Raw genomic sequence first — 25,459 nt, 5'->3', positions numbered from 1 at the left:
GAGAAAGGCACCACCAACCGTGTCCGAAACGTATGACGTGATCGACACCGCCGCCGGTACGCCCACCGCGCTGCGGACGTACCGCGAGAAGGCGTACGTCCACACCCGGGGCGCCCATGACGCGCTGCTGACCGGCACCGACGGCCTCCCCCGTGCCGAGCGCGCCGCGCTCGCCGCCCACACCGCCGAGCTGGACGGCGCGCGGGCGCTGGCCGCGCACTACCGGAGCCTCGCCCCGGCGCCCGCCGCGTCCGCGCGCTTCGCGGCGCTGCTGCGCCACGCCGAGCTGCTCGTCCTCGCCCCCTCCACGGCGGGCCCGAAGGACATCGCGGCCCTGACGGAGGCGGGCTGGAGCGCCCCCGATGTCGTCGCGGCCTCGCAGCTGATCGCGTTCGTCACGTACCAGGCGCGGCTCGCGGCCGGGCTGCGGGCGCTCGGCGGGCTCCCGCCGGAGGGCGGGGAGGCGCCCGCGTACGGGGTGGCGAGCGAGGGGCGCCCGTTCACGATCGAGGCGCTGGAGTGGGACGCCTGGGTGGAGACGGTGGACGTGGAGCGCGCCACGCCCGAGCAGATCGCCGTGCTGGAGGAGTCGCTGCCGACGGCGAAGACCTCCCCGTACTACCTGGCCCTCGTCCACGATGTGACGGCGCTGCGCGAGCGGTCGCGGCTCTACAACGCCATCATGTACGCGCCGCGCGGGCTCGACCGCCGCGACCGGGAGATCGCCGCGCTCGCCGTCTCGCACGTCAATGGCTGCGTGTACTGCGCCTCCGTCCACGCGCGGCGCTTCGCGCAGCTCGCCAAGGACGCCGGACCCGCGCAGGCGCTCCTCGACGCGGGCCCCGGCGCCGACCTGGGCACGGCGCGGCGGCGCGCGGTGGCCGACTTCGCCGTACGCCTCACCCGCGAGCCGAACCGGCCGCTCGACCTCACGGCGCTGCGGACGGACGCGGGCCTGGACGACACGGAGATCCTGGACCTCGTCCATGTCGTCGCCGTGTTCGCCTGGGCCAACCGCCTGATGCTCACCCTGGGCGAGCCCCGATCCCCGCGTTCCACCGCAGAGGAGCACTCCGCATGACCGCCACGCCCGACCATCCCCTCGTCGCCGCGGCCCGCCGGCTGGCCGACGACGTCCTCTCCCCCGCCGCCGAGGCGCACGACCGGGAGGGCGTCACCCAGGAGGCCATCGACGCCGTCAAGGCGTCGGGGGTGCTGGGGGTCAACGCACCGGCGGCATACGGCGGCGCCGAGGCTCCGGCGGCCGTCGGCCGGGAGATCGCCGAGATCCTGTCGGGCGCCTGCTGCTCGACGTTCTTCATCCAGGCCCAGCACCACACGCCGGTGCGGACCCTGGCCACCGGCGAGGAGGCGGCGCGCGAGCGCTGGCTGCGCCCGCTGAGCGACGGCACCCTGCTCGCCGGAATCGCCTTCTCCCATCTGCGCGCCTACCCGAAGCTGCCCGTGCGGGCCACCCGGGTGGCGGACGGCTGGCGCTTCGACGGACGCGTGCCCTGGTACACGGGCTGGGGCCGGAACGACGTGTTCCTGCTGGGCGGCGCCACCGAGGACGGCGAGGTGGTGTTCGGCGTCGCCGACGCCCGTGAGCAGCCGGGCCTCACCCCCACAGGCCCGCTCCAGCTCGCCGCGCTCACCGGTTCGCACACCGTCGGACTGGTGCTCGACGGGCTCGTGGTGCCCGACGAGGCGGTGGCGGTGCGCCTGCCGCACGAGCGCTGGGCGACGGAGGACCGCCCGAAGAACACCAACACCAACCCCGCCGTCTTCGGCGTGGCCCGCGCCGCCCTCGACCTCCTCGACGCCTCGGGCGACGGGGAGGCGAAGGACACGGCGGGCGTCCTGCGGACACGCTTGGCGGCCGTACGCCGCGACGCCTACGCCCTGGTCGACGAGGTCCCGCCCGCCGAACGCCTGGACGACCGGCTCGCGGCCAAGACCCGGGCATACGATCTGATGCGCGCCGCCACCACGGCCGCCATCGCCGCGGGCGGCGGCCGCGCCTTCGGCCTCTCCCACCCGGCCCAGCGCCTCGCCCGCGAGGGCCTGTTCCTCGTGGTCCAGGGCCAGACCCCCGAGGTCCGCACGGCCCACCTGGCGGCGCTGCGGTCCTGAAAGCCGCGGCCCTGAAACCGGGGGACATATAAATGGCCCTCACCGACGGGGGATGCGGTGAGGGCCTGCGTTCAGTGTGGCACGGATGAAGGGCGGATGTACCCCTTCCGCTCAACAAACTTGGCATATATCTATAACTTGACTCCCGATCACCACATCTGCCACAGCTGTTTCAGGGCCCCGACAGCTCGTTGAGGCACCGCTCGTTGAGGCACCATGAGCGCATGCCACGATCACACCGCTCTCCGGCCGAGCCGTTGCCCCGCCCGCGCATCGTCGCCCGTGACGCGCGGGGTCCCGAGCACGTGGCCGTCGACGGCGCGGGCCGGATTCTCACCGGGACCGCGGACGGGGCGATCTGGCGGCTGACCCTGTCGCGGACGGCGGACCTCCTCCGGGCCGAGGTGATCGCCGAGACCGGCGGCAGGCCGCTGGGCCTGCTCCCCTCCCCCGACGGCGATCCGGACGGCGATGTGCTGGTGTGCGACGCCCGGCGCGGTCTGCTGCGCGTCGCTCCACGGAGCGGGGCGGTACGTGTCCTCGCCGACCAGGTGGACGGCGTCCCGCTGCGGTTCGCCAGCAACGTCACCGTGGCGGCGGACGGCACCCTCTACTTCACCGTCGCCAGCCGCCGTTACGCCCTGGAGGACTGGCTGAGCGACATTCTGGAGGACACCGCCACCGGGCAGCTGCTGCGGCTGCGGCCCGGTGGCGAGCCGGAGGTGCTGCGGGACGGACTGCGGTTCGCCAACGGCGTCGCGCTGGCCCCTGATGAGTCGTTCCTCGCCGTGGCGGAGAGCGGCGCCCGCCGGATCAGGCGCCACTGGCTGACCGGTCCGCGCCAGGGCACGGACGACACCCTCATACGCGATCTGCCGGGCTACCCCGACAACCTCACCCGCGGCGCCGGCGAGGTGTTCTGGGTGGCCCTCGCCGGACCGCGGGAACCCGCCGTGGACGCGCTGCACCACGCCTCCCCCGCCCTCAGAAGGACGGTCGCGACCGCCGCCAAGCCCGCCCAGCGGCTCCTTCCCCTCCCCCGGCCCACCGTGCGCGTCCTGGCGATCCGCCCCGACGGAAGCGTGGCCCGCCACCTGCTGCACCGCCGGTCCCCGTACCGGATGGTCACGAGCGTGTGCGAACACGGCGACCGCCTGGTGCTGGGCAGCCTGCGGGAGCGGGGCATCGCGGTATGCGCGCTGCCCGGCCCCTCGGCACCTCGCGCCTAGGGGACATCACGCCGCCTTGGCCTCGATCTGGTCGTGCAGCCGGGCGCAGGTCCGGTTGATCAGCCGGGAGACGTGCATCTGGGAGATGCCGAGCTGTTCGGCGATCCGGCCCTGCGTCTCCTCGCGGAAGAAACGCAGGTAGAGGATGTGCCGTTCGCGTTGGGGCAGGGCGCGCAGCCTCGGCTTGAGGGCCTCGCGCTGGATGATGCGGTCGTAGGAGGGCTCCGGTGTCCCGAGGGTGTCGGCGAGGGAGTATCCGTCCTCGGCACCCGGCAGTTCGGCGTCCAGGGACAGCGCCGAGAAGCTTTCCATCGCCTCCATCCCCAGCAGGACGTCCTCCTCGCTCATCCCGGTGTGCCGGGCGATGTCCGCCACGCTCGGGGTGCGGTCGTCGGGGGTAGCGTTAAGGTCCTGCACGGCGGCGCGCACCCGATTACGGAGCTCCTGCACACGGCGCGGCACATGCACGCCCCACATGTGGTCCCGGAAGTGGCGCTTGATCTCTCCGACAACGGTCGGCACGGCGAAACTCGCGAAGGCACTGCCACGGTCCGGTTCGTACCGCCGGACGGCCTTGACCAGGCCGAGCATGGCCACCTGCCGCAGATCCTCCGCGGATTCACCGCGGTTGCGGAACTGCCGCGCCAGCCGCTCCGCCATCGGCATCCACGCGCGGACGACATCCTGCCGCAGCGCCTCCTTCTCCGGGCCATCGGGCAGATCGGCAATGCGCCGGAACTCGGCGGTGGTGTCGGGAGCGTCGTCGTGCGAGTGCTTGCTCCGGGTACGTACGGCAGTCATTGCGCGGTCTCTCCCTCATCATGCGGTGGATAAGCACCGTGGGAGAAATCTGCTTGCATGGGGTGCGGACAGAGCACACCCCGAGCAGCCGAACTGCTCCCATGGGCGTGCCTCCAGTCCGAAGCACGTCATGCGCCTGCCCTGCGTACGCACCCCCAAACAACCTCGTGTGTCCGGCGACATGGTTCGATGGACATCCGCGTTCCCGGAGGTCCGAGGCGTCCATGTTCCGGCGAGTACTCGCGGCCGTCGTGAGCGTGGCCGCGCTGATCACCGTCCCCTCCGCCGCGCCCACGGTGTCGCGTCCCCTGACGGTGGCCACCGACAAGGGCGAGGTCCGGGGAGCCGCGGCGAACGGGGTCCGCCGGTTCTTCGGCATTCCGTACGCCGCGCCACCGGTCGGCGACCGGCGCTGGCAGCCGCCCGCGCCCGCGGCCCGGTGGCCGGGTGTCAGGGCCGCGAACCAGCACGGTGCGCGCTGTGTCCAAACGGCCACCGGCAGCGGCCCGGGCACGAGCGAGGACTGCCTGTACCTCGACGTCTACGCCCCCGCGCGGCGCGTGCACCATCCGCTGCCGGTGCTGTTCTGGATCCACGGTGGTGGCTTCATGAGCGGTTCCGGCGACCTCTACGACGGCTCGCTGCTCGCGCGGACCAACAACGTCATCGTCGTCACGGTCAACTACCGGCTCGGCGTGTTCGGCTTCCTCGACCTGCCCGGGCTGAGCGCGCGGGGCGGGGGCAACTACGGGATGCTCGACCAGCAGGCGGCGCTGCGCTGGACCCGGCGGAACATCGCCGCGTTCGGCGGCGACCCCGGCCGGGTGACGGTCTCCGGCGAGTCGGCCGGTGGCCAGTCGGTGTGCGCCCTGCTGGCCTCGCCACCGGCCCGCGGCCTGTTCGACCGCGCCATCATCCAGAGCGGCGGCTGCCCGAGCCTCACCGCCGCGCAGGCCACCGCGCGCGGCAGGAGCTACGCCACCGCGGCGGGCTGTGGCGATCCGGCGACCGGTGTGTCGTGTCTGCGCGCCGAGCGGCCGGACGAGCTGCTGGCCGCGGGACGCGACTTCGGTGGCATCCTGAACGGCCCCCTGCCGGTGTCCGGGACGCCCGAACTGCCCGTCGCGCCGGGCGTGGCGGTGCGAACCGGCCGCTTCGCCGACGTCCCGCTCCTCATCGGCAGCAACCGCGACGAGATCCGCAAGTGGGCGCTGCCGTTCGCACAGGCCACCGAGGAGCAGTACGAGCGGGTCATCGGGCGGCAATTCGGCCCGCACGCCAACGAGGTGCTCGCCCGCTACCCCTACGATGCCCACGGCCCCTCGTACAACGCGGCGTACGCGCTGGGCGCGGTGTGGACCGACAGCAGCGTCTTCTACGGAATGGGCGGATGCCAATACCAGCGCCTGGCGGGCCGGTTCGCCTCCCAGCAGCCCAAGACGTACTTCTACGCGTTCGGCGACCGCGACGCGCCACCGGGAGCGGGATCGCCTCCCCCCGGCTTCACCGTGGGCGCCTCGCACGCCGCCGAGCTTCCCTATCTGTGGCCCAGCATGGCCCCGAAGCCACTGACACCGGAGCAGCGGCAGCTGTCGCGGACGATGGTGCGCTACTGGGGTGCGTTCGTCAGGGGCCACGCCGCGTGGCCGTCGTACCGCGGCGGCAAGCTGATGTCACTGCTGCCCGGCGGCCGCAACAAGGTGGTCGGCTCCGCGGCGTACGCGGCGCAGCATCAGTGCTCGCTCTGGAACGGGATCGACTACCGCTGGGAGACCATCGACCCCGCGTACCTCGCGCGACGGGCCGGGGTACGCTGACAGACTCCCCCAGGCTCAGTGCCCGGGGTGCCATGCGAACGCCGCGAAGGGTTCGTCCACCGGCGCCTCGGTCATGCGGTTCGCGAACGTCGAGAGGGTGTACACGCCGAGGCCGAGGACGACTTCGAGGGCATTCCTCCGGGTGTATCCGGCGCCCAGGAACGCCTCCATGTCCTCCGGCCCGACATGGCCACGCCCCTCGATCACGGCAAGAGTGAACACCCGCAGCGCCTCAAGGCCCGGGTCCCCCAGGGCCTTGCGCCCCCGCAGCGCGGCGATCAGGGTCTCGTCGGCGCCGTTACGGGTCAGCAGGGCGCTGTGCATCGCCACGCAGTAGTGGCATTGGACCGAGGTGGCCATGGTGACGATGACGACCTCGCGTTCCAGCTGGCCCAGCGTGGTCTTGTTGAACAGCGCGTTGCCGTTCATGAACCCTTCGAGGAGCTGCGGGGACTCCGCCATCATCGCGACCGGCGCGGGTACGAAGCCGAAGCCCCTGGCGGTGTTCTCCATGATCGGCCGGGAGCTCTCCGGAGCCGAGGAGACATCGTGACGGATGAACTCAGTGGCCATGAGGGGTCCTCTCCCACGCTATATAAAGTTGCTTTACTCGCCGCGAGTAAAGCCGCTTTACATAGGTGTGTCAAGATGAGCCATGGACGCCGACGACCCTCTCGAGCGCACCGAGCTGACCTTCCTGCTCGGGATGGCCTTCCAACTGGTCCTGTCCGAGTTCACGAGCCGTCTCGATGCCGCGGGCTACACCGAACTGCGCCCCGTGCACGGCCTGGTGTTCCAGTCGCTGCGCGGGGCGGGCGCGACGACGAGTGAGCTGGCCGAACAGCTCGGCATCACGAAGCAGGCCGCCGGGCAGATCGTCGACGACCTGGAGAAGCGCGGTTACGTCGAGCGCGGGCCGCATCCCGCCGGGGGGCGGCGGAAGCTCGTCGTGCTGACCGGCAAGGCCCTGGACCACCTCGCCGTCGCCGGACGGATCCTGCACGAACTGGAGTCACAGCTGGCCAAGCGGCTTCACGAGACCGGGCTTGAGCTTCCGCGGGCCGAGATCGCCGCGGTCATCCGGGCCTTGGCGGGCGACTCGGTTCCGCCGCTCCGGCCCATCTGGTGAGGCCCCCTCCCGGCCGCCTTCCTCCATTGGGGGGACGCTGATCCACAATTCCCGACCGAAAGGGCACTATACGGAGGGAGCCGGACCTATCCGGCGAAACACCTCAGCGAGGAGACCCCATGCGTATCCAGACGGCCCTGTCCACGCTCGCCCTCACCGCCGCGGCGCTCGCAGTCGGCGTGGGTGGCGCCGCGGCCGCCGATGGGCCCGATCTCAACTTCTACAACACCAGCAACACGGCCTTCCCCGGCGTGTGCGCCAGCAACCAGTTCTCCTTCGTCTCCGTCCCGGTCGATCTCCTGGGCGCGCAGGACTCCAGCTCGTGCGGGGGCCGCTGATCAGCTCGGCGCCTTCGCCAGCAGCGCCCGTATCTCGGCTGCCGAAGCGGGGCCCGCCGCCAGGGACAGGAACGCGGCCGTGGCGGGGCCCGCCGTGAGGGGGACGGACGACTCGGCGGGCAGCTCCGTGTAGGGGGCGCCGTACGCGGGCGTGCCCGGCGCGAAGAGCGCGCCCCGCGCCAGCGGTCCCGCGTCGACGGCGTCGTACCCGAGGGCGTCGAGGAGCGCGGTCGCGTGCCGCTTCGCCTCGGCGTCGTCCCCGGCGATGGGGAGCGCGGTGCGGTCCTCGGCGCCTGACGGCCTGTGCAGCGCGGCGAGGTGAGTGTGGTGGATGTTGTTGAACGCCTTCACGACGTGCGCCGACGCGCCGAGGTGCCGCTGAAAGACCTCGCTGCTCGTGGTCGCGTGGCTCTCCAGGGCCTCGATCCTGCCGTCGCGGTGCGGGGAGTAGTTGGTCGTGTCGATGACCGTCTTGCCCGCGAGCGGCGCGCCCGGCACGGATGCGTACGCCCCGAACGGCACGGACACGACCGCCCAGTCGCCCGCCGCCGCGGCCTCCGCCGCGGTCGCCGCCCTGGCCCGGGGGCCGAGTTCCGCGGCCAGGTCGGCCAGCGTCTCCGGGCCGCGTGAGTTGCTGAGCACGACGTCGAGTCCGCCGTTCAGGGCGAGTCGCGCGAGGGTGGTGCCGATCGTTCCACTGCCGATGAGTCCCAAGGTAGCCACGCCGGGCCAACCCGCGGGAATCCGCGGGTATTCCGCCCGCAAGCGACAGGTCAGGGCCGGGACGTCATCAGCGGCTGGATGCGCGTGCCGAAGTTCTCGATGCCCTCGAGGAAGTCGTCGAAGACCAGCATGATGCCCTTGGTACCGGGGACCCCGGCGACCTCGTCCAGCATCGCCGCGACGGTTTCGTACGAGCCGACGAGCGTGCCCATGTTGAAGTTCACCGCGCCCTCGGGCAGCGCGATGGTCCGGGCGGTCGAGGAGCCGTCGGAGGTCGTGTCCGTGGCCGTCTCGCCCGCCATGTACGCCAGCGCCGCGTGGTCGGCGTTGTCGTGGTAGTCCCGCCACTTCGCCTGGGCGGCCTCGTCGGTCTCGTCCGCGATGACCATGAACAGCGAGAGCGCCCCGACGTCCCGGCCGGTCTCCCCCGCCGCGTCCACGAGCGTGGCGGTGGTGTCCGAGAGCGCGAGCGGGGTGTTGACGCCGCTGCCCAGGATGAAGTTGTACTCGGCGTGTTCGGCGGCGAACTTGATGCCGGTGCTGCTCTGCCCGGCGGCGACGATGTCGATGTGGCCGTCGGCCGGGCGCGGGGACAGCACGCAGTCGTCCATCGTGTAGAACTCGCCCTTGAAGTTGCTGACGCCCTCCTGCCACAGCTCCTTCATGACGGTGACGTACTCCGCGGCCCGCGCGTAGCGGTTGCCGAAGTGGTCGTCTCCGGGCCACAGCCCCATCTGGGAGTACTCGCCCGGCGCCCAGCCGGTGACGATGTTGACGCCGAACCGGCCGGGGGCGATGGAGTCGACCGTCGTGGCCATGCGCGCGGTGATCGCCGGATGCAGGGCGAGGATCGGGGTCGACGCGTACAGCTTGATCCGCTCCGTCACCGCGGCCAGGCCCGCCATCAGCGTGAACGACTCCAGGCAGTGGTCCCAGAACTCGGTCTCGCCGCCGAATCCCTTGAGCTTGATCATCGACAGCGCGAAGTCGAGCCCGTGTTCCTCGGCCTTCCGCACGATGTCCCTGTTCAGCTCGAAGGACGGCATGTACTGCGGAGAACTCTTCGAGATGAGCCAGCCGTTGTTGCCGATGGGAATGAAGACGCCGATGTCCATGCCGCTCCTGAACGGTGCCGTGAGGTGATCCGGAACAGCAACCGTGTCATGCGACGCTGGGCCGTGATCAAATCCGCCTCGCCGACGGCGGGCACGTGTCCCCCTAAGGAGCCGTCATGCCGTCCTCGCAGGACCCCGTACTCCTCGACGAGTCCTTCTTCACCGATCCGTACGCCTCCTACGCGGCCTTACGGAGTGAGGGCGCCGTCCACCGGGCCGTCTCGGCGGACGGCGCCCCGCTCCATCTCGTCACCGGATACCGGCAGGTGCGCGACGCGGCCACGCATCCCGCGCTGTCGCTCAACAAGCGGCATGCCAGGACCGAAGGCCGGGACGGCGCGTCCATGCCGCCCGAGCTGAACGACCACCTGCTCAATTCCGACCCCGCGGACCACGCCCGGCTGCGGCGGGCCGTGAACGGAGCGTTCACGGCCCGCCGCACCGAGCTGCTGCGCGACGACGTGCAGGAGATCACCGACCGGCTCCTGCACCGGATGGCCTCCCGCCCGCGCGCCGATGTCGTGGCCGACTTCGCCATGCCCCTGTCCATGGAGGTCATCTGCCGTGTGCTCGGAATTCCCCCGGAGAACCGGCCGGATTTCCGCGCATGGACGAACACCCTGCTCAGCCCCGATCCCCGGGCCGCCCAGCAGTCCCGGGAAGCCATGCGGCACATGCATCGCTTCCTCGTCACGCTGATCGACCGCAAGCGGGAACACCCCGCCGACGACCTGCTGTCGGGACTCGTCCTCGCCCAGGAGAACGACGACCGCCTCAGCCCCGGCGAGCTGGTGGCCATGGCCTTCCTGCTGCTGTTCGGTGGCTACCACAACACCGGAAGCCTGATCGCCACGAGCGTCATGGCGCTGCTCATCCACCCGGCACACCGGGCCGCCTTCGCCTCCGGGGAGCTGTCCCCGCACGCGGTGACCGAGGAAGCGCTGCGCTGGAACTCGCCCACCATGCTCGCGGTGCGCCGCTTCGCCACCCAGGACGTGCGGATAGCGGGCACCGACATGCTGACCGGGGACCGCGTCTGGCTCTCGTGGGCATCGGCCAATCGCGACCCGGAGCGTTTCGAGGAGCCGGAGGTGTTCGACCCGTACCGGAAGGACAACGCCCATCTCGCCTTCGGGCACGGGTCCCACCACTGCCCCGGCGCGGCCCTGGCCCGGCTGGAGAACGCCATCGCCGTGACCTCGCTGATGCGGCGCTTCCCCGAGGTGTCGCTGATCGGTTCCCCTGACGAGCTGCGGTGGTTCGTCTCACCGCGCATCCGCAGCCTGTCCGAACTCCCGGTCACCCTGTGAGACAAACGCCGCCACCTCACCCGGCCGGGGCCCCGGAGGCACGCCCTCCTGCCCCGCCGAGCCCCGGCGCGGCCGCCAGGAAGGTGTCGAGCACTCCGTCGGCGACGCGGACCGGTCCCTCGGGGCGGGTCTCGCCGGGGATCGTACGGATCCGCCCGGCCCGCTCGGCCAACGACGACGCCTCGGCGAACCACCGGGTCGCGCGCGGGGTGTCGCCGTCGAGCCGGGCGCCCAGCGCGTCCAGGGTGCGGACGAACGCACGGCCCCACAGCGTCAGCGCGTCCAGCCACGGCGCGCTGTCCGCCACGAAGCCGCGGTCGGCCACGCCCGCCCTGATGGTGGCGGACGCCGTGGCCAGCTGCGCCGCGGAGGGGCGCAGGGCGTTCAGCGCCGCCCGCCGCCGTCCCGCGTCCCAGTCGGTACGGAACCGGGCCAGCCGCGCGGCCAGTTGGGGCGCCTGGGGCTGCCAGGGTTCGGCGCCGAAGGTGGGCGCGAGGTGCTGGGTGTCGAAGAAGGCCAGCAGCGCGGACACGGTGGCCGCGCGGTCCGAGCCGTCCCCGACCAGATGCGCGGCGGCGGCCCGCCAGGTGCGGTCCGCGTCGTAGCCGATGTCGTTCCAGGCGAAGTCCGCCCCGCCGAACAGGGCGACCTTGCTGGCGGCGGCCTGGTTCATGGGGTTGAGGACCAGCCCGGACAGCTGCTGGTGCAGACCGGGCTCACGGGCGTCGTACGGGGCGAGCAGCAGCCGCCCCTCGGCCTGGCCGTAGTCATTGACGGGGTAGTTGTCCCAGACGAACACCTTGCGCCCCCACACGGCGGCGGCCCGCGTGGCGTCGGCCACCGTGATCCGCGGCGGCACCACGTCCGTCCCGGTCCACATGACCTCGACCCGCGGGTCGAGACGCTCGCGCAGGGCCTGCTTGTACGCGGTGTCGGTGACGTCGCCGTACTCGGTCGGCACCGTCTGGAGCGGCGCGGTGCCCTCGCGGGTGTCCAGGAACTCCTTCTGCACCCGGTTCAGCAGATCGGCCTGCGCCCGGCCCGCTGCCCGCTGCGAGGGCTCGCCGTAGGCCGCGCGGTCGGCGTCGCAGTTCCACCGGGTGTAGCTGATGTCGTCCAGCGGCACCGAGAAGCTGCGCACCCCGAGGTCGTACACCGCGCCCAGCTTGGCCTGGAGCGCCGTGAACTCGGCGGGGTCGCTGTAGCACAGGGAATTGCCGGGCGAGAGCGCGAAGGTGAACCGCACATGGTGGTCGGCGGCCTGCCGGGCCAGCTCACCGAGCTGGGCCAGCTTGTCGGCCGGGTACGGCTCGCGCCACTTCTCCCGGTGGTACGGGTCGTCCTTGGGCGCGTAGATGTACGTGTTCATCTTGACGTCCCCGTAGAACGCCAGCTGGTCCATGCGCTCGGCGTGGGTCCACGGGCTTCCGTAGAACCCCTCGATCACCCCGCGCAGCGGCATCAGCGGATGGTCCACGACCGACACCGAGGCGATGCGCCGGGCGCCGGTGACCAGCTGACGCAGCGTCTGCGCCGCGTAGTACGTCCCGTCGCCGTCCGCGCCCGCGAGCGCCACCGCGCCACCGCGCGCGGCGAGCGCGTACCCCTCCGCGGGCAGGTCCCCTGGGACCCGCCCCCCGGCGGCCCGCAGCGCCGCCGCGACCCGGGCGTCGGCGAGCCGCCCGACCGTCACCGTCAGCCCCGGCCCCGGGCCGCCCCGCAGCCGCTGCGCCCCGGCCCGGCGCAGCACGGCGGCGACCAGCTCGCGCGTGGGCCGGTCCACCCCGTCGCCGTAGACCACCCGCACCTCGGCGGGCACCCTGACGTCCGGGCCCAGCCGGGCCATCTCCTGCGGCGTCGGGACGACGGACGGCAGCGAGCGGGTGGGGGCGGGCGTGGCAGCGGCGTCGGCGGGCAGCAGCAGCCCGAGGAAGGTGAGTAACGCGATCACGGCGGCCAGAGGGCGGGAGCGGGGACTACGACGCATGGACTTCTCCTCCGTGGCGTGGCATGGCGTGGCGTACGGCGGTGCACGACGGTGACACGTGGAGCGGAGTGAGCGACGTGACGGGCGGGGCGCCCGGTGCGCGACGTTCCGCGAACACATACCCACGCCCCGGGACCGGCGAATCCCTGCGGGGTCGTTTCGCTGGGAGCGCGCCCTCCGGAGCCGCCCTCCGGCGCTCCGGCTCAGCGGAGTTGCGCCTTCATGCCGATTGCGCCGACTCCCTGTGGGCAGAGTGCCTTGTTGTACTCCTGGCGCCAGGGCCGCTCACTGGCGTGCCAGGTGCCGTCGGCGCACGCGACGCTCACATGGACCGGGTGGCCGTCGCATTCGGCCTGCGCGACACCGCGGCCGTCGACGTGGTCGATCCATCGCGAGCAGAGCGCCGCCGAGGCCGTCCGCGCGGGCCGGGCCGTCCCCGCCGCTCCGCCCGTACCGTGCGCCCCGTCGAGACCGCCGAGACCGCCGAGACCCCACATCAGCCCGGCCGTGGTGGCCGCGACGCCCAGCGCCGCGCAGGCGAGCTGCCACGGGCGCGGCCGCCGGGGCGGACCGTCCGGCTCGTCCTCCCCGAGCGCGTGCGTCCGGTGCGCCCTGCTCGCCTCGGTCGCGCCGCGGGCGCGGTGGGCGAGTTCCCAGGCGCGGATGAGCCGTTCGGGGTCGGCACCGGTCATCATGCCGAAGGATTCCACCGCCTGGCGGGGCGGCAATTTCGAACCGTTCAGATAGCGCTGCCAGGAGGATCTGCTGTACGCCGAGTTGGCCTCCAGCTTGTTCAGGCTCAGGCCCGTCCGGTCCTTGAGCACACGCATCCGCTCTGCCAGATGCCGTACCTCCGGTTCCAAGTCCGGCGGTAACGGTCGCCAACGTCCCACCCCGCCCCTCCTTCCCCCGAGGGCCCTGCCGTTCGCTCCCCGCCGCGGCGAGTCGGCGGGGTACGCATACCCGGATCTCCATGGATAATCCGGAACGGTTTCCGCGGGACGGCCCGGGGACCTGGGTCCTCGCAGGCGGGCGGGGTGGGACGGCCCAGGGACGGCCCGGGACCCGCGGGGCCGCTGTGCGGGAGGCCGCGGCGCCGCACGATCGGTTCGGGACCCACACCCGATGGGTCCGAACCCGAAAGGATCGCAAGGACATGAACGTACGCAAGGGGATCGCCATCGCCACGACCCTGGTCGCCTTCGGCGGCGGTCTGCTGGCCGCCCCGGGCGCGATGGCCGCTCAGAAGGCGCCCACCAGCATCAACGACTGCCCGTCCGGCGCCATGTGTCTGTGGACCGGCAAGAACTTCTCGGGCCGGATGCTCCAGTACCGCGACACCGGCTACTGGCAGAACCTCCCGGCGCAGGCACTCTCGTACTACGACAACCGCGGTGACGACGCCGCCGTCGCCCCCGGAAGCGGAGGATCCGGGGGCAAGACGTGCGTGGACGGCAAGTCCCGTAACTCCTACGCGCACAGCGGCGTGAAGTCCGTCTACCTGGCGCACACCGGCAACAACTGCTGAACGCACCCCTCCAGGGGAGCCGCCCGCCGCTCCGGCGACGGGCGGCTCGCCGCGTGCGGGGCTGAACGGGTCGTGGACGGTGGCTTCAGGACGCGGTGACCGGCACCGTGGCCATCTCGGCCGCCTGGCGCAGCGCCTCGACCATGCTGCCGGGCTCGGCCGTGCCCGTTCCGGCGATGTCGAACGCGGTGCCGTGGTCGACGGAGGTGCGGATGACGGGCAGGCCCACGGTGAGGTTGACGCCCGCCTCGATGCCCAGGACCTTGACCGGGCCGTGGCCCTGGTCGTGGTACATCGCCACGATGAGGTCGTAGTCGCCGCGCGAGGCGAGGAAGAAGGCGGTGTCGGCGGGGAGCGGGCCCCGGGCGTCGATGCCCTGGGCGCGCAGCGCCTCCAGCGCCGGGACGATCTTCTCGTCCTCCTCGCCGTAGCCGAAGAGGCCGTTCTCGCCCGCGTGCGGGTTGATGCCGCAGACGCCGATGACGGGCTTCGGGGTACCGGCGCGGACCATCGCCTCGTGGCCGCGGCGCACGGTGCGCTCGACCAGGCCCGGCTCGATGCGGTGGACGGCGTCGATCAGGCCGATGTGGGTGGTGACGTGGATGACCTTCACCTTCTCGGTGGAGAGCATCATCGAGACCTCCTCGGTCCCGGTCAGATGGGCGAGGAGTTCGGTGTGGCCGGGGTAGAGGTGGCCCGCGGCGTGCAGGGCCTCCTTGTTGAGCGGTGCGGTGCAGATGGCGTGCACCTCCCCCGCCACGGCGAGGGCGGCGGCCCGCTCGACGTACGCGTACGCGGCGCCGCCCGCGGCCGGTGACAGCGCGCCCCAGGGCAGGTCGGCGGGGAGCAGGCCGAGGTCGACCACGTTGACACGGCCGGGGGTGAACGCGGCGTCGCGCGGGTGGTCGACGGCGGTGATCTCGCAGTCGAGGCCGAGGATGCGGGCGGCCTCGCGCAGCCGCCGCGCGTCGCCGATGACGACGGGGCGGCAGCGGGTCAGGACGGCGTCGTCGAGCAGGGCCGCGACGACGACCTCGGGGCCGATGCCCGCACCGTCGCCCATGGTGACGGCGATGACGGGGAGGGGGGTGGGCATGAGGGCAACTCCTGGGCGGGAGGCGGGCGGTGACAGGGTCGGGTGGCTGCCGTGGCGGGGACATCTGCCGGTTCCAGCGGCGCGGGGTGCGCGCCGCGTGCGGTGAGGTGCGCGATCCGCGCAATCGTTGTGGACTCGGCGGTCCCACCGCGGCCACTGTGTCCAGGTCGGCAAGGATCATGACACAAGTTGCGTGAAGTGCGCGAGACCTCTTGCGCGAATTACGCAGTCGTGCGAGCGTTCCCGTGGCGTCGGCGGCCAGCACCGCGACCGCACCACCTGCACCATCAGCACCACCCGCCTCGGAAGGAACCCCGCCGTGACCGTCGGCCTCGCACTCCCCCATGTGCCCGTCCCGCTGTCCCCGCTCGTCCTCGGGACGATGACCTTCGGCGACACGGCCGACCGCGCGACGGCCGCCGCGATGGTGGACGCCGCGCTCGACGCGGGCATCACCGGGGTGGACACGGCCAACGGCTACGCGGGCGGCGAGAGCGAGCGCATCCTGGCCGAGCTGCTGCCCGGCCGCCGCGACCGGGTCGTCCTCGCCACCAAGGCGGGCATCCCGCACCCCGACCAGGGCGAGCACGCGCCGCTCTCCCCCGAGGGCCTGCGCGCCGCGCTCGACGGGAGCCTGAAGCGCCTGGGCACCGACCGCGTCGACCTCTTCTATCTGCACCAGCCGGACCGCCGGACGCCGCTCGCCGCGACACTGGCGACCGTCGCCGAGTTCGTCCGGGAGGGCAAGGTCCTCGCCCTCGGCGTCTCCAACTTCGCCGCCTGGCAGATCGCCGAGCTGAACCGGGTGGCCGACGAGGTCGGCGCGCCCCGCCCCGTCGCCGCCCAGCAGCTCCACAACCTGCTCGCGCGCCGCGTGGAGGAGGAGTACGTCGAGTTCGCGGCCAGCACCGGGCTGCGCACCGTGGTCTACAACCCGCTCGGCGGCGGCCTGCTCACCGGCCGCCACCGCTTCGAGGACGTACCCGACAGCGGGCGCTTCGGCGACTCCAAGCTGGCCGCGATGTACCGCGAGCGGTACTGGAACGAGGAGGTGTTCCGCGCCGTCACCGACCTCACCCGCATCGCCTCCGACGCGGGCCTGCCGCTCACCGACCTCGCGCTGCGCTGGCTGCTGTCGCGGCCCTCCACCGACGCGCTGCTCCTCGGCGGCTCCAAGGTCGAGCACCTGAAGGCCAACATCGCCGCCGCGGCCGAGGGCCCGCTGCCCGCGGACGTCCTGGCCGCCTGCGACGAGACCGGCGCCCGGCTGCGCGGTCCGATGCCCGCCTACAACCGCTGAAGCACACACTTCGCCCCGCACACGCCTCGCAACGCCTCGTACACGTCGCTACGGAGACCCCACACATGGCAACCGACCGCACGTCCGCCCAGTTCACCGCCGCCCTGCGCAACCGCGAGCGGCTCATCGGCTACTGGTCGTTGCTCGACTCGCCGATCGCCGCCGAGCGCCTCGCCCGCATCGGCTACGACTACCTGGCCTTCGACGCCCAGCACGGCCTCTTCGGCTACCAGGGCATGCTGAACAACCTCCTCGCCACCGACACCAAGGGCAGCACCGCCGTCGGCATGGTGCGCGTGGAGGCCAATGACCTCACCTACATCGGCAAGGCACTCGACGCGGGCGCGACCGCCGTGATCGTCCCGCTGATCGACAACGCCCAGGACGCCGCCGAGGCCGTCTCCGCCGTCCGCTACCCGCCGATGGGCCGCCGCTCGTACGGCCCGATGCGCGCCCAGCTGCGCATCGGCCCGAACCCGGCCGACACCCACGACCAGACCGCCGTCCTCGCGATGATCGAGACGGCCGACGGCCTGGCCAACGTCGAGGAGATCTGCCAGACCCCCGGCCTGGACGGCGTCTACGTCGGCCCGTCCGATCTGCGCCTGGCCATCGGCGGCGCGACCTCCAGCGACCCCGCCGTACAGGACGAGTTCGAGCAGGCCCTCGCCCGCGTCCGCAAGGCCGCCGAGGCGGCGGGCATCGCGGCCGGTATCCACAACGCCGACGGCGCGAGCGCCGCCCGCCGCCTCGACGAGGGCTTCACCTTCGCGACGGTCGCGGCCGACGTCGTCCACCTCCAGCAGATCGCGACGTCCCACCTGGAGGCGGCGCGCGGCGGGGCGCGCTGATGCAGACCACGCTCATCACCACGCCCACCTTCGCCCGGCATTCGGCGCGCCCCTGGCAGATCCTGGAGGAGGCCGGAGCGGGCCCCCTGCGCCCCCGCGAGGACGCGGCACTGCCCACCGCCGAACTCCTGGAGCGCGCGGCCGAAGCGGACGCGCTGATCGTGGGCATGGACCCGATCACCGCCGAGGTGATGGACGCCGCGCCCCGCCTGAAGGTGATCGCCAAGCACGGCGTCGGCGTCGACACCATCGACGTGGCCGCCGCCCGGGCGCGCGCGATCCCCGTGGTGTGCGCGCCGGGCAGCAACTCGCGCGCGGTGGCGGAGTACACCTTCGGCCTGCTGCTGTCCGCGACCCGCTCGCTGGCCGCCTCGCACACCGCGGTGGCGGCGGGCGGCTGGCCGAAGCTGTTCGGGCCCGAGCTGCACGGCAAGACGCTGGGCATCGTCGGCTTCGGACGCATCGGGCGGCTGCTGGCCGGGTACGCCCGCGCCTTCGGGATGGAGCTGCTGGCCCACGACCCGTACGTGCCCGAGCCCGACGTCCGCGCGCAGGGAGCCGAACCGGCCGCGCTCGACACCCTGCTGGCGCGCGCCGACGCCGTCAGCCTGCACACCCCGCCCGACCCGTCCGGCGCCCCGCTGCTCGACCGCGCCCGGCTGGCGGCGATGAAGCCGGGCGCGGTGCTGGTCAACGCCGCGCGCGGCGGCCTCGTCGACGAAGCCGCGCTCGCCGACCTGCTCGGCTCCGGGCACCTCGGGGCCGCGGCCCTCGACGCGTTCAGCACCGAACCGCTGCCCGCGGGCCACCCGCTGCGCGACGCCCCGCGCACGCTCCTCACCTCCCACATGGCCGCCTGTACGCCCGAGGCCAACCAGGCCATGGGCGCGATGGTGGCCGAGGACGTGGTCCGCGTCCTGGCGGGCGAGGAGCCCCACCACCGGGCGCCGTGACCCACCACGGCACACCGCACCCCCCACGCGTCCCCTGTTCCGGATACCGGCGACGGCGCCGGAAGATCCCGTAAGGACCTGAATATGGCCACCACGACGGACGGCGCCACGGCGGCGCCGCCGCCCGCGCAGCCCGACCCGTACGCGCTGCGTGCCGAAGACGCCCAGCCGGCCCCCGACACCTTCGGCGGGCGGGTGCGCCGGCTCGGCCCCGGGCTCGTGCTGTCCGCCGCGGTCGTCGGCTCCGGTGAGCTGATCACCACCACCTCGCTCGGCGCCAAGGCCGGGTTCGCGCTGCTGTGGCTGGTGATCGTGTCCACCGCGGTCAAGGTGTGGGTGCAGATGGAGCTGGCCCGGTGGACCATCCTCAACGGCCGCCCCGCGCTCGACGGCTTCCGCGACGTCGGCCCCCGGATCGGCAAGCTGAGCTGGATCAACTGGCTCTGGATCGGCATGGACTTCGCCAAGATGTTCCAGCGCGGCGGCATCATCGGCGGCACCGCGGCGGCCTGCTCGATCCTGCTGCCGATCCACGGGGCGGCGCTGAGCGCGTCGTCCCTGACGATCTGGGCCTTCATCGTCACCGGCGCGGCCATCCTCATCCTCCAGACGGGCAAGTACCACGTCGTGGAGCGGGTCGAGGTCATCGGGATCACCCTCAAGACGGTCATCACCTGCGGGCTGGCGCTCGCCCTGCCGCTCACCTCCTTCGGGTACGGCACCAAGCAGCTGGCCGGGGGCCTGAGCTTCGAGATCCCCGCGGGCACGGTCGGCATCGCGCTGGCCATGTTCGGCATCACCGGCGTCGGCGCCGACGAGATGACGACGTACACGTACTGGTGCCTGGAGAAGGGCTACGCCCGCTGGACCGGCCCCGACGACGGCACCGAGGAGCGCGCCCAGCGGGCCGAGGGCTGGCTCAAGGTCATGCGTCTCGACGTGGCCGTCTCGTGGCTCGTGTGCACGGTCTGCACGCTGTCCTTCTACGTGATCGGCGCCTCGGTGCTCCATCCGCAGGGCCTGGTTCCCGAGGGCAACGACATGATCACCACGCTGTCGCACATCTACACCGACACGCTCGGCCCGTGGGCCGAGTACCTGTTCCTGGCCGGTGCGATCGCCGTGCTCTTCTCGGTCACCGTCGCCTCGTCGGCGAGCGTGCCCCGGCTGTGGACCAACACGCTCGGACTGCTCGGCGTGGTCGACTGGAACGACATGCGCGCCCGCACCCGCACCATCCGCATCCTCACCTGCTGTCTGCCCCCGGTGTGGATGTGCATCTTCCTGTGGGTCCAGTCCCCGGTCCTGATGGTGCAGATCGGCGGCATCGGCGGCGGCATCTTCCTGCTCGCGGTCGTGGTCGCGGTCTGGCGGCTGCGCTACACCGGCGTCCCGCCCCGTTTCCGCGCCAACCCCTGGCTGACCGCCGCCCTCGTCATGAGCAGCGTGGCGATCCTGTTCCTCGGGGTCTACGGGGTGCTCGACACCCTCGAACTGACGCCGGGCGCCTGAATCCGGGACGTCCGCTGACACGGCGGTGGCCGAGCCGGGATGATCGGCCGGTGACCACTTCCGTGACGCTCACCGCCCCCGCGACACCGACCGCACCCGCGCTGCTGCTCCGCCCGTGGCGCCCGGACGACGTCCCCGACCTGGTCGAGGCGTACCAGGACCCGGTCCTGCGCCGCTGGACCAGCAGGCCGGTGACGGGCGAAGCCGACGGGCTCGCGTGGGTGCGGGCCCAGCGGCAGGGCTGGGATGCGGGCAACCGGTTCGGCTTCGCCATCCTGGAGGAGCACCCGGACGGCGGCCCGCGGCACCTGGTCGGCGATGTGATCCTCAAGGAGATCGCACCGGGCACACCGTCCGCCGAGGTCGGTTACTGGACAGCGGCACCCGCCCGAGGGCGCGGTGTCGCCGTCCGGGCGTTGGGCGCGCTCACCGCGTGGGCCTTCGCGACGTTCCGGCCCGATGGGCTCCAGCGCCTCGAACTCCTCCACCAGGTGGACAACACGGCCTCGTGCCGCGTCGCGAAGAAGAGCGGCTACGACTTCGCCAGGGTGCTGCCCGCGGCGCCGCCCGCGTACCCCCTCGACGGTCATCTGCACGTCCGCTGCCCGTCCCCGGAGGTCAGCGCGAGGTCCGATTTCCGCCAGCAGACCGCCGGGGGCCACCGCACAGTGGGAAGGTGATCACCGACGACAGCAAGTACGAGGCGGTGTGCGGCCGCGATGCCCGCTTCGACGGCGAGTTCTTCTTCGCCGTCACCACCACCGGGATCTACTGCCGCCCCAGCTGCCCGGCCACCACGCCGCTGCGCCGGAACGTGCGCTTCTTCGCCACCGCGGCCGCGGCCCAGGGGGACGGCTTCCGGGCGTGCATGCGCTGCCGCCCGGACGCCGTGCCCGGCTCCGCCGAATGGAACGCCCGGGCCGACGCGGTCGGCCGCGCGATGCGGCTGATCTCGGACGGCATCGTCGACCGCGAGGGCGTGGCCGGGCTGGCCGCGCGGCTGGGGTACAGCGCCCGGCAGGTGCAGCGGCAGCTGAACGCCTCGGTGGGCGCCGGGCCCATCGCGGTGGCCCGCGCCCAGCGGGCGCACACGGCGCGCATCCTGCTGGAGACGACGGACATGCAGGCCGCCGAGATCGCCTTCGCGGCCGGGTTCTCCAGCGTGCGGCAGTTCAACGACACCGTCCGGCAGATCTACGCCGCCACCCCCAGCCGGCTGCGAGGGGCGGTCGGCCCGGCGGACGGGACGGCCGGGGTGCCGCTGCGGCTCGCCTACCGTGGCCCGTACGCCGCCGCCGAGGTCTTCGACTACCTCGGCAACCGGGCCATCGACGGCATCGAGGAGCTGACCGGGGAGCGCGGGGGCCGCGTCTACCGGCGCACGCTGCGCCTGCCGCGCGGCACCGGGATCGCCGAGGTCGGCGAGGCCCCGCAGGACGGCTGGCTGGACTGCCGTCTGCACCTGAGCGATCCGCGCGACCTGACGACGGCGACGCAGCGGATGCGCCGGATGTTCGACCTCGACGCCGACCCGTACGCGGTCGGCGAGCGCCTGGCCACCGACCCGGCGCTCGCCCCGCTGGTCGCCCGGCGCCCGGGGCTGCGCGCCCCCGGGGCCGCCGATCCGCATGAGCTGGCCGTCCGCGCCGTACTGGGCCAGCAGGTGTCGGTCGCGGCCGGGCGCAAGCTCGGCAACGCGCTCGTGGCCGCGTACGGGCAGCGGCTGCCGACCCCGAGCGGCGCGCTGACCCGCCTCTTCCCCACCGCCGACGTCCTGGCCGACGCCGCGCTCGGCGAGCTGGGGATGCCCGAGTCCCGCCGCCGCACCCTGCGCACGCTCACCGCGGCCCTGGCCGACGGCACCGTCGCGCTCGACCCCGGCGCCGACCGCGACCTCGCCGAGACGAAGCTGCTCGGCCTGCGCGGCATCGGCCCCTGGACGGCGGGTTACCTCCGCATGCGGGCCCTGGGCGACCCGGATGTGCTGCTGACCGGCGATGTGGCCGTCCGGGCCGGTATGCGGTACGCGGGTGCCGACACCGGCGACGCCGAGGCGTGGCGGCCGTGGCGTACGTACGCCATGCACCACTTCTGGAACGCGGCGGCGGACCAGCGCCGGGCCACCCGAGCGTGATGTCCGAATACCGCCAGCATTCCCCGGCGCGCACCCGCATCGTTGACAGTGAAGCCAAAGAGAACGAGAGAGCACGGCGATGACCATCTACACCACACTGGACAGCCCCCTGGGCGAACTGCTCCTGGTGGGCGAAGAGACTCCGGACGGCATCACGCTGACCTCGCTGTCCATGCCCGGGCAGAAGAACGCCCCGGCCATACAGTCCGGATGGCGCCACGCCCCGGAGGGGTTCGCGGACGTGGCCCGGCAGCTGGGCGCGTACTTCGACGCCGGACTCACCGCGTTCGACATCCCGTTCACGCCCGGCGGCACGGACTTCCAGCGGCGTGTGTGGCAGGCGCTGGAGGACATCCCGCACGGGACCACGACCACCTACGGAAAGCTCGCCGAACGACTGGGCGTACCCCCTGGGCAGGTCCAGGGCGTGGGCTCGGCGATCGGCGCGAACCCGCTGCTGCTGGTGCGGCCCTGCCACCGGGTGATCGGCGCGGACGGGACCATGCGCGGCTACGCCGGGGGCGTCGAGCGCAAGGTGTGGCTCCTCACCCATGAGGGCGCGCTCCAGCCGACACTCATCTGACCCGCGCCGCGGGCCGTGACAATCACCGGAGGAACGAGGCCGATGACGGTCTACACCACGATGGACAGCCCCCTGGGCGAACTGCTGCTCGTCGGCGAGGAGTCGGCGACCGCGAAGGGCGGCATCGCACTGGCCTCCCTGTCGGTTCCGGACCAGAAGCGCCGCCCCACCGTGAGGGACGACTGGACCGAGGACGCGGACGCCTTCGCCGACGTCGTCCGCCAGCTCCGCGCGTACTTCGACGGCACGCTGACCCGCTTCGCCGTCGACTATGTCACCAGCGGCAGCGCCTTCCAGCAGCGCGTCTGGAAGGCCGTGGACACCATCCCGTACGGCACGACCCTCAGCTACGGCGAGATCGCCGCCCTGATCGAGGCCCCGCGCGCCGCCGTCCGCGCCGTCGGCACGGCGATCGGTGCCAATCCGGTGCTGGTCGTCCGCCCCTGCCACCGCGTGATCGGTGCCACCGGCGCGCTGACCGGATACGCGGGCGGCCTGGAGCGCAAGCGACGGCTGCTGGACCTGGAGCACGCCCACCCGGCCGCCTGACGATCCCCACCGAAGGAACCGCACACCATGACCGACACCATCCGCTCCGCGAGCCAGGTGGCCGACCGCGTCGCGGCGGACGACTGGGACGGGCTCGCCGAAGAACTGGGCGAGCACGGCCACGCGCTCACCGGACCGCTCCTCACCCCCGCCGAATGCCACCGCGTCGCCGGGCTGTACGACGACGCCGAGCGCTTCCGCAACACCATCGACATGGCCCGCTACCGCTTCGGGTCCGGCCAGTACCGCTACTTCACCCACGACCTGCCGGACCTGGTGCGCGAGCTGCGCGAGGCGTTCTATCCGCGGCTGCTGCCCATCGCCCGCGACTGGGCCCGCAAGCTGGACCGGCCCGCGCCGTGGCCGGACAGCCTTGAGGAGTGGCTGGCGATGTGCCACGAGGCGGGGCAGGCCAAGTCCGCGCAGATCCTGCTGCGGTACGGCCCCGGCGACTGGAACGCGCTGCACCGGGACGTGTTCGGCGACATGCTCTTCCCGCTCCAGGTCGTGGTCGGCCTCGACGCGCCCGGCGAGGACTTCACCGGCGGCGAGTTCATCATGACCGAGCAGCGCCCCCGCGCGCAGTCGAGGGGTTCGTCGACCACCCTGCCCAAGGGCCACGGGCTGATCTTCACCACCCGGGACCGCCCCGTGGCCTCCAAGCGCGGCTGGGCGAACGGCCCGATGCGGCACGGGGTGAGCACGGTCCGCTCCGGACACCGCCACACCCTCGGCCTCGTCTTCCACGACGCCGCATGACGCCCGCCGCCCCGGCCCGCCCCCGCACCCTGATCGGCCCCGACGGGGTGCCGTATCGCAGCGCCACGCCGGGGCGTCTCGGCGGGCACCGGGGCATGCGGCTCTACGGGCGGCTGGACTGCCCGTCCGCGCTGCGGGCCATCGCCCGCGGCCACTATGTGAAGCACCGGGTGTTCTTCGCGGACGAGGCCACCGCGGTCGCCGCCGGATACCGGCCGTGCGCCGTGTGCCTCCCCCGGGAGTACGCCCGGTGGAAAGCCGACAAGGCCGATGAAGCCGACCGGGAGAACACCACCACACCATGAGCGCTCTCACGGGACCACCGGCGCCCCGCTCGCCCCTGATCCAGGCGGAGGAGCTGGCCGCGTACGGCGAGCTGCCCACCCCCGCGCCGCACACCGCCCCCGAACTCGACGCCCTGATGGGCCTGTTGACGTCCGGAAAGCGCCGCGTCGAGACGGTCGCCATCGGCCACAGCCGGGACACCGCCTCCCGTGCCGCCGCCGAGGCGTTCGAGGCCGCGTGGAAGGCGGGTGGCGGAAAGGTGCTCGCCCGGGTGGACTGGCCGGAGAGCGCCGCGTCCTGGCTGCGGCCCGCGCGGCGGCTGACCGCCGAGGAGCCCGGCGCCTGGGTCATGGCAGCGGCCCCGGTCGGCTTCGCCCAACTGGCCCGGCGGCTGCGGCACTCCACCGACTGGGACCCGGCCCGTACGGTCGCCTTCGCCGCCCTCAGGGACTCCCGGCTGCCCGCGCTGGCCGGTCCTGAGACACTGCACGGGCTGCGCGGCGCCACCGCCGATGGCGGCACCTGGGAGGTTCGCCGGCGCTGGGTCACCTCCTACCCACCGGCCGGGAGGAACGCATGAGCGCCCTGATCCCCCGCCCCGCCATGGAGATCGCCCCGGGGGCGGTGCACCTGCCCGGCTGGCTCACCCTGGAGCAGCAGCGCGAACTCGTCACCGCCTGCCGCGCCTGGGCCACGGGCCCGGTCCCGATCCGCCACACCCGGCTGCCGCGCGGCGGGGTCATGTCGGTGCAGACGGTGTGCATCGGCTGGCACTGGCAGCCGTACAAGTACACCCGCACCGCGGGCGATGTGAACGGCGAGCGCGTCGCCGCATTCCCCGGCTGGATGGTCGAGTTGGGCCGCCGCGCCCTGCTGGACGCGTACGACGACGCGCCGGGCGCGGCCGCGTACACCCCGGACACCGCGCTGATCAACTTCTATGACGGCCAGGCCAAGCTGGGCATGCACCAGGACAAGGACGAGAAGTCCTCGGCCCCGGTCGTCTCGCTGTCCATCGGCGACACCTGCGTCTTCCGCGTCGGCAACACCGAGACCCGCACCAGGCCCTACACCGACATCGAGCTGGCCTCCGGCGATCTGTTCGTCTTCGGCGGCCCCTCCCGGTACATCTACCACGGTGTGCCGAAGGTCTACGAGCACACCGCCGACCCCGACACCGGGCTGACCTCCGGGCGCCTGAACATCACGATGCGCGTCACCGGCCTCAAGGACTAGGCAGTTTCGTTTGGATCAGCGTGCTGACCAAAGGAAGATGCCCGCGATGTGGAGTCCGGCCAGGTAGATGGTCGCGGTCTTCTCGTAGCGG

27 protein-coding genes are annotated in these 25,459 nt (G+C 72.8%); 20 read left to right on the top strand and 7 right to left on the bottom strand.

What is annotated here, in order from left to right; genetic code table 11:
* Nucleotides 1–19 precede the first annotated feature (19 nt).
* The 3 genes from ACH4TL_RS10615 (at nucleotide 20) to ACH4TL_RS10605 (ending at nucleotide 3,362) form a co-directional block, all read left to right on the top strand.
* Nucleotides 20–1,081, top strand: coding sequence for a CMD domain-containing protein (locus ACH4TL_RS10615; protein ID WP_398326089.1), 1,062 nt, complete (start codon nucleotides 20–22; stop codon nucleotides 1,079–1,081).
* On the top strand, nucleotides 1,078–2,133 hold the full coding sequence (locus ACH4TL_RS10610; RefSeq protein WP_398326086.1) for an acyl-CoA dehydrogenase family protein: 1,056 nt from the start codon (nucleotides 1,078–1,080) through the stop codon (nucleotides 2,131–2,133). The genes ACH4TL_RS10615 and ACH4TL_RS10610 overlap by 4 nt, the downstream gene beginning before the upstream one ends.
* 224 nt (nucleotides 2,134–2,357) lie before the next feature.
* Entirely contained in the window at nucleotides 2,358–3,362 is a 1,005-nt protein-coding gene (locus ACH4TL_RS10605) for an SMP-30/gluconolactonase/LRE family protein (protein ID WP_398326083.1), read from the top strand.
* Between the two features lie 6 nt (nucleotides 3,363–3,368).
* On the opposite strand, the gene ACH4TL_RS10600 is transcribed toward ACH4TL_RS10605, so the two are convergent.
* Complete coding sequence (locus ACH4TL_RS10600; protein WP_398326080.1) at nucleotides 3,369–4,163, bottom strand: SigB/SigF/SigG family RNA polymerase sigma factor; 795 nt, start codon at nucleotides 4,161–4,163, stop codon at nucleotides 3,369–3,371.
* Nucleotides 4,164–4,387: 224 nt separating this feature from the next.
* On the opposite strand from ACH4TL_RS10600, the gene ACH4TL_RS10595 reads away from it, so the two are divergent.
* Nucleotides 4,388–5,980 carry a carboxylesterase/lipase family protein gene (locus ACH4TL_RS10595; RefSeq protein ID WP_398326077.1) on the top strand — a complete coding sequence of 531 codons (1,593 nt, stop codon included), beginning with the start codon at nucleotides 4,388–4,390 and terminating at the stop codon, nucleotides 5,978–5,980.
* Between the two features lie 15 nt (nucleotides 5,981–5,995).
* Here the strand turns inward: ACH4TL_RS10595 and ACH4TL_RS10590 are convergent, their stop codons facing one another.
* A complete protein-coding gene (locus tag ACH4TL_RS10590; RefSeq protein ID WP_398326074.1) occupies nucleotides 5,996–6,553 on the bottom strand; it encodes a carboxymuconolactone decarboxylase family protein in 558 nt (185 codons plus the stop codon).
* An 82-nt stretch (nucleotides 6,554–6,635) separates the two neighbouring features.
* Between ACH4TL_RS10590 and ACH4TL_RS10585 the strand changes: the two genes are divergently transcribed.
* Both ACH4TL_RS10585 and ACH4TL_RS10580 read left to right on the top strand, forming a co-directional pair.
* The gene (locus tag ACH4TL_RS10585; protein WP_398326071.1) at nucleotides 6,636–7,109 is read left to right on the top strand and encodes a MarR family winged helix-turn-helix transcriptional regulator; all 474 of its coding nucleotides are present in this window, start codon (nucleotides 6,636–6,638) and stop codon (nucleotides 7,107–7,109) included.
* Between the two features lie 119 nt (nucleotides 7,110–7,228).
* Nucleotides 7,229–7,447, top strand: coding sequence for a hypothetical protein (locus tag ACH4TL_RS10580; RefSeq protein ID WP_398326068.1), 219 nt, complete (start codon nucleotides 7,229–7,231; stop codon nucleotides 7,445–7,447).
* On the opposite strand, the gene ACH4TL_RS10575 is transcribed toward ACH4TL_RS10580, so the two are convergent.
* Nucleotides 7,448–8,170 (bottom strand): NADPH-dependent F420 reductase, encoded by a 723-nt coding sequence (locus tag ACH4TL_RS10575; protein WP_398326065.1) that lies wholly within the window; start codon nucleotides 8,168–8,170, stop codon nucleotides 7,448–7,450. It abuts the gene before it with no gap.
* 50 nt (nucleotides 8,171–8,220) lie between these two features.
* A complete protein-coding gene (gene rutA / locus ACH4TL_RS10570; protein ID WP_398326062.1) occupies nucleotides 8,221–9,285 on the bottom strand; it encodes a pyrimidine utilization protein A in 1,065 nt (354 codons plus the stop codon).
* Between the two features lie 116 nt (nucleotides 9,286–9,401).
* Between rutA and ACH4TL_RS10565 the strand changes: the two genes are divergently transcribed.
* Complete coding sequence (locus ACH4TL_RS10565; RefSeq protein ID WP_398326059.1) at nucleotides 9,402–10,595, top strand: cytochrome P450; 1,194 nt, start codon at nucleotides 9,402–9,404, stop codon at nucleotides 10,593–10,595.
* 16 nt (nucleotides 10,596–10,611) lie between these two features.
* Here the strand turns inward: ACH4TL_RS10565 and ACH4TL_RS10560 are convergent, their stop codons facing one another.
* Both ACH4TL_RS10560 and ACH4TL_RS10555 read right to left on the bottom strand, forming a co-directional pair.
* Nucleotides 10,612–12,582, bottom strand: coding sequence for a beta-N-acetylglucosaminidase domain-containing protein (locus tag ACH4TL_RS10560; protein ID WP_398326056.1), 1,971 nt, complete (start codon nucleotides 12,580–12,582; stop codon nucleotides 10,612–10,614).
* A 203-nt stretch (nucleotides 12,583–12,785) separates the two neighbouring features.
* Nucleotides 12,786–13,475, bottom strand: coding sequence for a helix-turn-helix domain-containing protein (locus ACH4TL_RS10555; RefSeq protein ID WP_398326052.1), 690 nt, complete (start codon nucleotides 13,473–13,475; stop codon nucleotides 12,786–12,788).
* 263 nt (nucleotides 13,476–13,738) lie between these two features.
* Between ACH4TL_RS10555 and ACH4TL_RS10550 the strand changes: the two genes are divergently transcribed.
* Nucleotides 13,739–14,110, top strand: coding sequence for a peptidase inhibitor family I36 protein (locus tag ACH4TL_RS10550; protein ID WP_398326049.1), 372 nt, complete (start codon nucleotides 13,739–13,741; stop codon nucleotides 14,108–14,110).
* A gap of 85 nt (nucleotides 14,111–14,195) precedes the next feature.
* Here the strand turns inward: ACH4TL_RS10550 and pdxA are convergent, their stop codons facing one another.
* A complete protein-coding gene (gene pdxA / locus ACH4TL_RS10545) occupies nucleotides 14,196–15,206 on the bottom strand; it encodes a 4-hydroxythreonine-4-phosphate dehydrogenase PdxA (RefSeq protein ID WP_398326046.1) in 1,011 nt (336 codons plus the stop codon).
* Nucleotides 15,207–15,525: 319 nt separating this feature from the next.
* Here pdxA and ACH4TL_RS10540 point away from each other — a divergent pair, with 319 nt between their 5' ends.
* From ACH4TL_RS10540 to ACH4TL_RS10485, 12 genes are all read left to right on the top strand, one after another.
* Nucleotides 15,526–16,506, top strand: a complete 981-nt coding sequence (locus ACH4TL_RS10540; protein ID WP_398326043.1) for an aldo/keto reductase — start codon at nucleotides 15,526–15,528, stop codon at nucleotides 16,504–16,506.
* A 65-nt stretch (nucleotides 16,507–16,571) separates the two neighbouring features.
* Entirely contained in the window at nucleotides 16,572–17,357 is a 786-nt protein-coding gene (locus tag ACH4TL_RS10535; RefSeq protein WP_398326040.1) for an HpcH/HpaI aldolase/citrate lyase family protein, read from the top strand.
* Entirely contained in the window at nucleotides 17,357–18,310 is a 954-nt protein-coding gene (locus ACH4TL_RS10530; RefSeq protein WP_398326037.1) for a phosphoglycerate dehydrogenase, read from the top strand. Before ACH4TL_RS10535 ends, ACH4TL_RS10530 begins: the two co-directional genes overlap by 1 nt.
* 84 nt (nucleotides 18,311–18,394) lie before the next feature.
* Nucleotides 18,395–19,822 carry an Nramp family divalent metal transporter gene (locus tag ACH4TL_RS10525; RefSeq protein ID WP_398326034.1) on the top strand — a complete coding sequence of 476 codons (1,428 nt, stop codon included), beginning with the start codon at nucleotides 18,395–18,397 and terminating at the stop codon, nucleotides 19,820–19,822.
* A gap of 50 nt (nucleotides 19,823–19,872) precedes the next feature.
* Nucleotides 19,873–20,502 carry a GNAT family N-acetyltransferase gene (locus tag ACH4TL_RS10520; protein ID WP_398326031.1) on the top strand — a complete coding sequence of 210 codons (630 nt, stop codon included), beginning with the start codon at nucleotides 19,873–19,875 and terminating at the stop codon, nucleotides 20,500–20,502.
* Nucleotides 20,502–21,956, top strand: coding sequence for an AlkA N-terminal domain-containing protein (locus ACH4TL_RS10515; protein WP_398326424.1), 1,455 nt, complete (start codon nucleotides 20,502–20,504; stop codon nucleotides 21,954–21,956). Before ACH4TL_RS10520 ends, ACH4TL_RS10515 begins: the two co-directional genes overlap by 1 nt.
* Nucleotides 21,957–22,035: 79 nt before the next feature.
* The gene (locus ACH4TL_RS10510; RefSeq protein WP_398326028.1) at nucleotides 22,036–22,539 is read left to right on the top strand and encodes a methylated-DNA--[protein]-cysteine S-methyltransferase; all 504 of its coding nucleotides are present in this window, start codon (nucleotides 22,036–22,038) and stop codon (nucleotides 22,537–22,539) included.
* 42 nt (nucleotides 22,540–22,581) lie between these two features.
* The gene (locus ACH4TL_RS10505; protein WP_398326025.1) at nucleotides 22,582–23,088 is read left to right on the top strand and encodes a methylated-DNA--[protein]-cysteine S-methyltransferase; all 507 of its coding nucleotides are present in this window, start codon (nucleotides 22,582–22,584) and stop codon (nucleotides 23,086–23,088) included.
* A 27-nt stretch (nucleotides 23,089–23,115) separates the two neighbouring features.
* A complete protein-coding gene (locus ACH4TL_RS10500; protein WP_398326022.1) occupies nucleotides 23,116–23,847 on the top strand; it encodes a 2OG-Fe(II) oxygenase in 732 nt (243 codons plus the stop codon).
* Nucleotides 23,844–24,152: an Ada metal-binding domain-containing protein gene (locus ACH4TL_RS10495; RefSeq protein ID WP_398326019.1), complete on the top strand. Its 309-nt coding sequence runs from the start codon at nucleotides 23,844–23,846 to the stop codon at nucleotides 24,150–24,152. Before ACH4TL_RS10500 ends, ACH4TL_RS10495 begins: the two co-directional genes overlap by 4 nt.
* Nucleotides 24,149–24,712, top strand: a complete 564-nt coding sequence (locus ACH4TL_RS10490; RefSeq protein ID WP_398326016.1) for an ABC transporter substrate-binding protein — start codon at nucleotides 24,149–24,151, stop codon at nucleotides 24,710–24,712. The genes ACH4TL_RS10495 and ACH4TL_RS10490 overlap by 4 nt, the downstream gene beginning before the upstream one ends.
* Entirely contained in the window at nucleotides 24,709–25,368 is a 660-nt protein-coding gene (locus ACH4TL_RS10485) for an alpha-ketoglutarate-dependent dioxygenase AlkB family protein (RefSeq protein ID WP_398326013.1), read from the top strand. Before ACH4TL_RS10490 ends, ACH4TL_RS10485 begins: the two co-directional genes overlap by 4 nt.
* The last annotated feature ends 91 nt before the right edge of the window (nucleotides 25,369–25,459 follow it).

This window comes from Streptomyces sp. NPDC021115 (genome assembly GCF_044333065.1).
In the GTDB taxonomy this organism is placed as follows: Bacteria; Actinomycetota; Actinomycetes; order Streptomycetales; family Streptomycetaceae; genus Streptomyces.
This window is presented reverse-complemented; position numbering and strand designations above follow the sequence as displayed.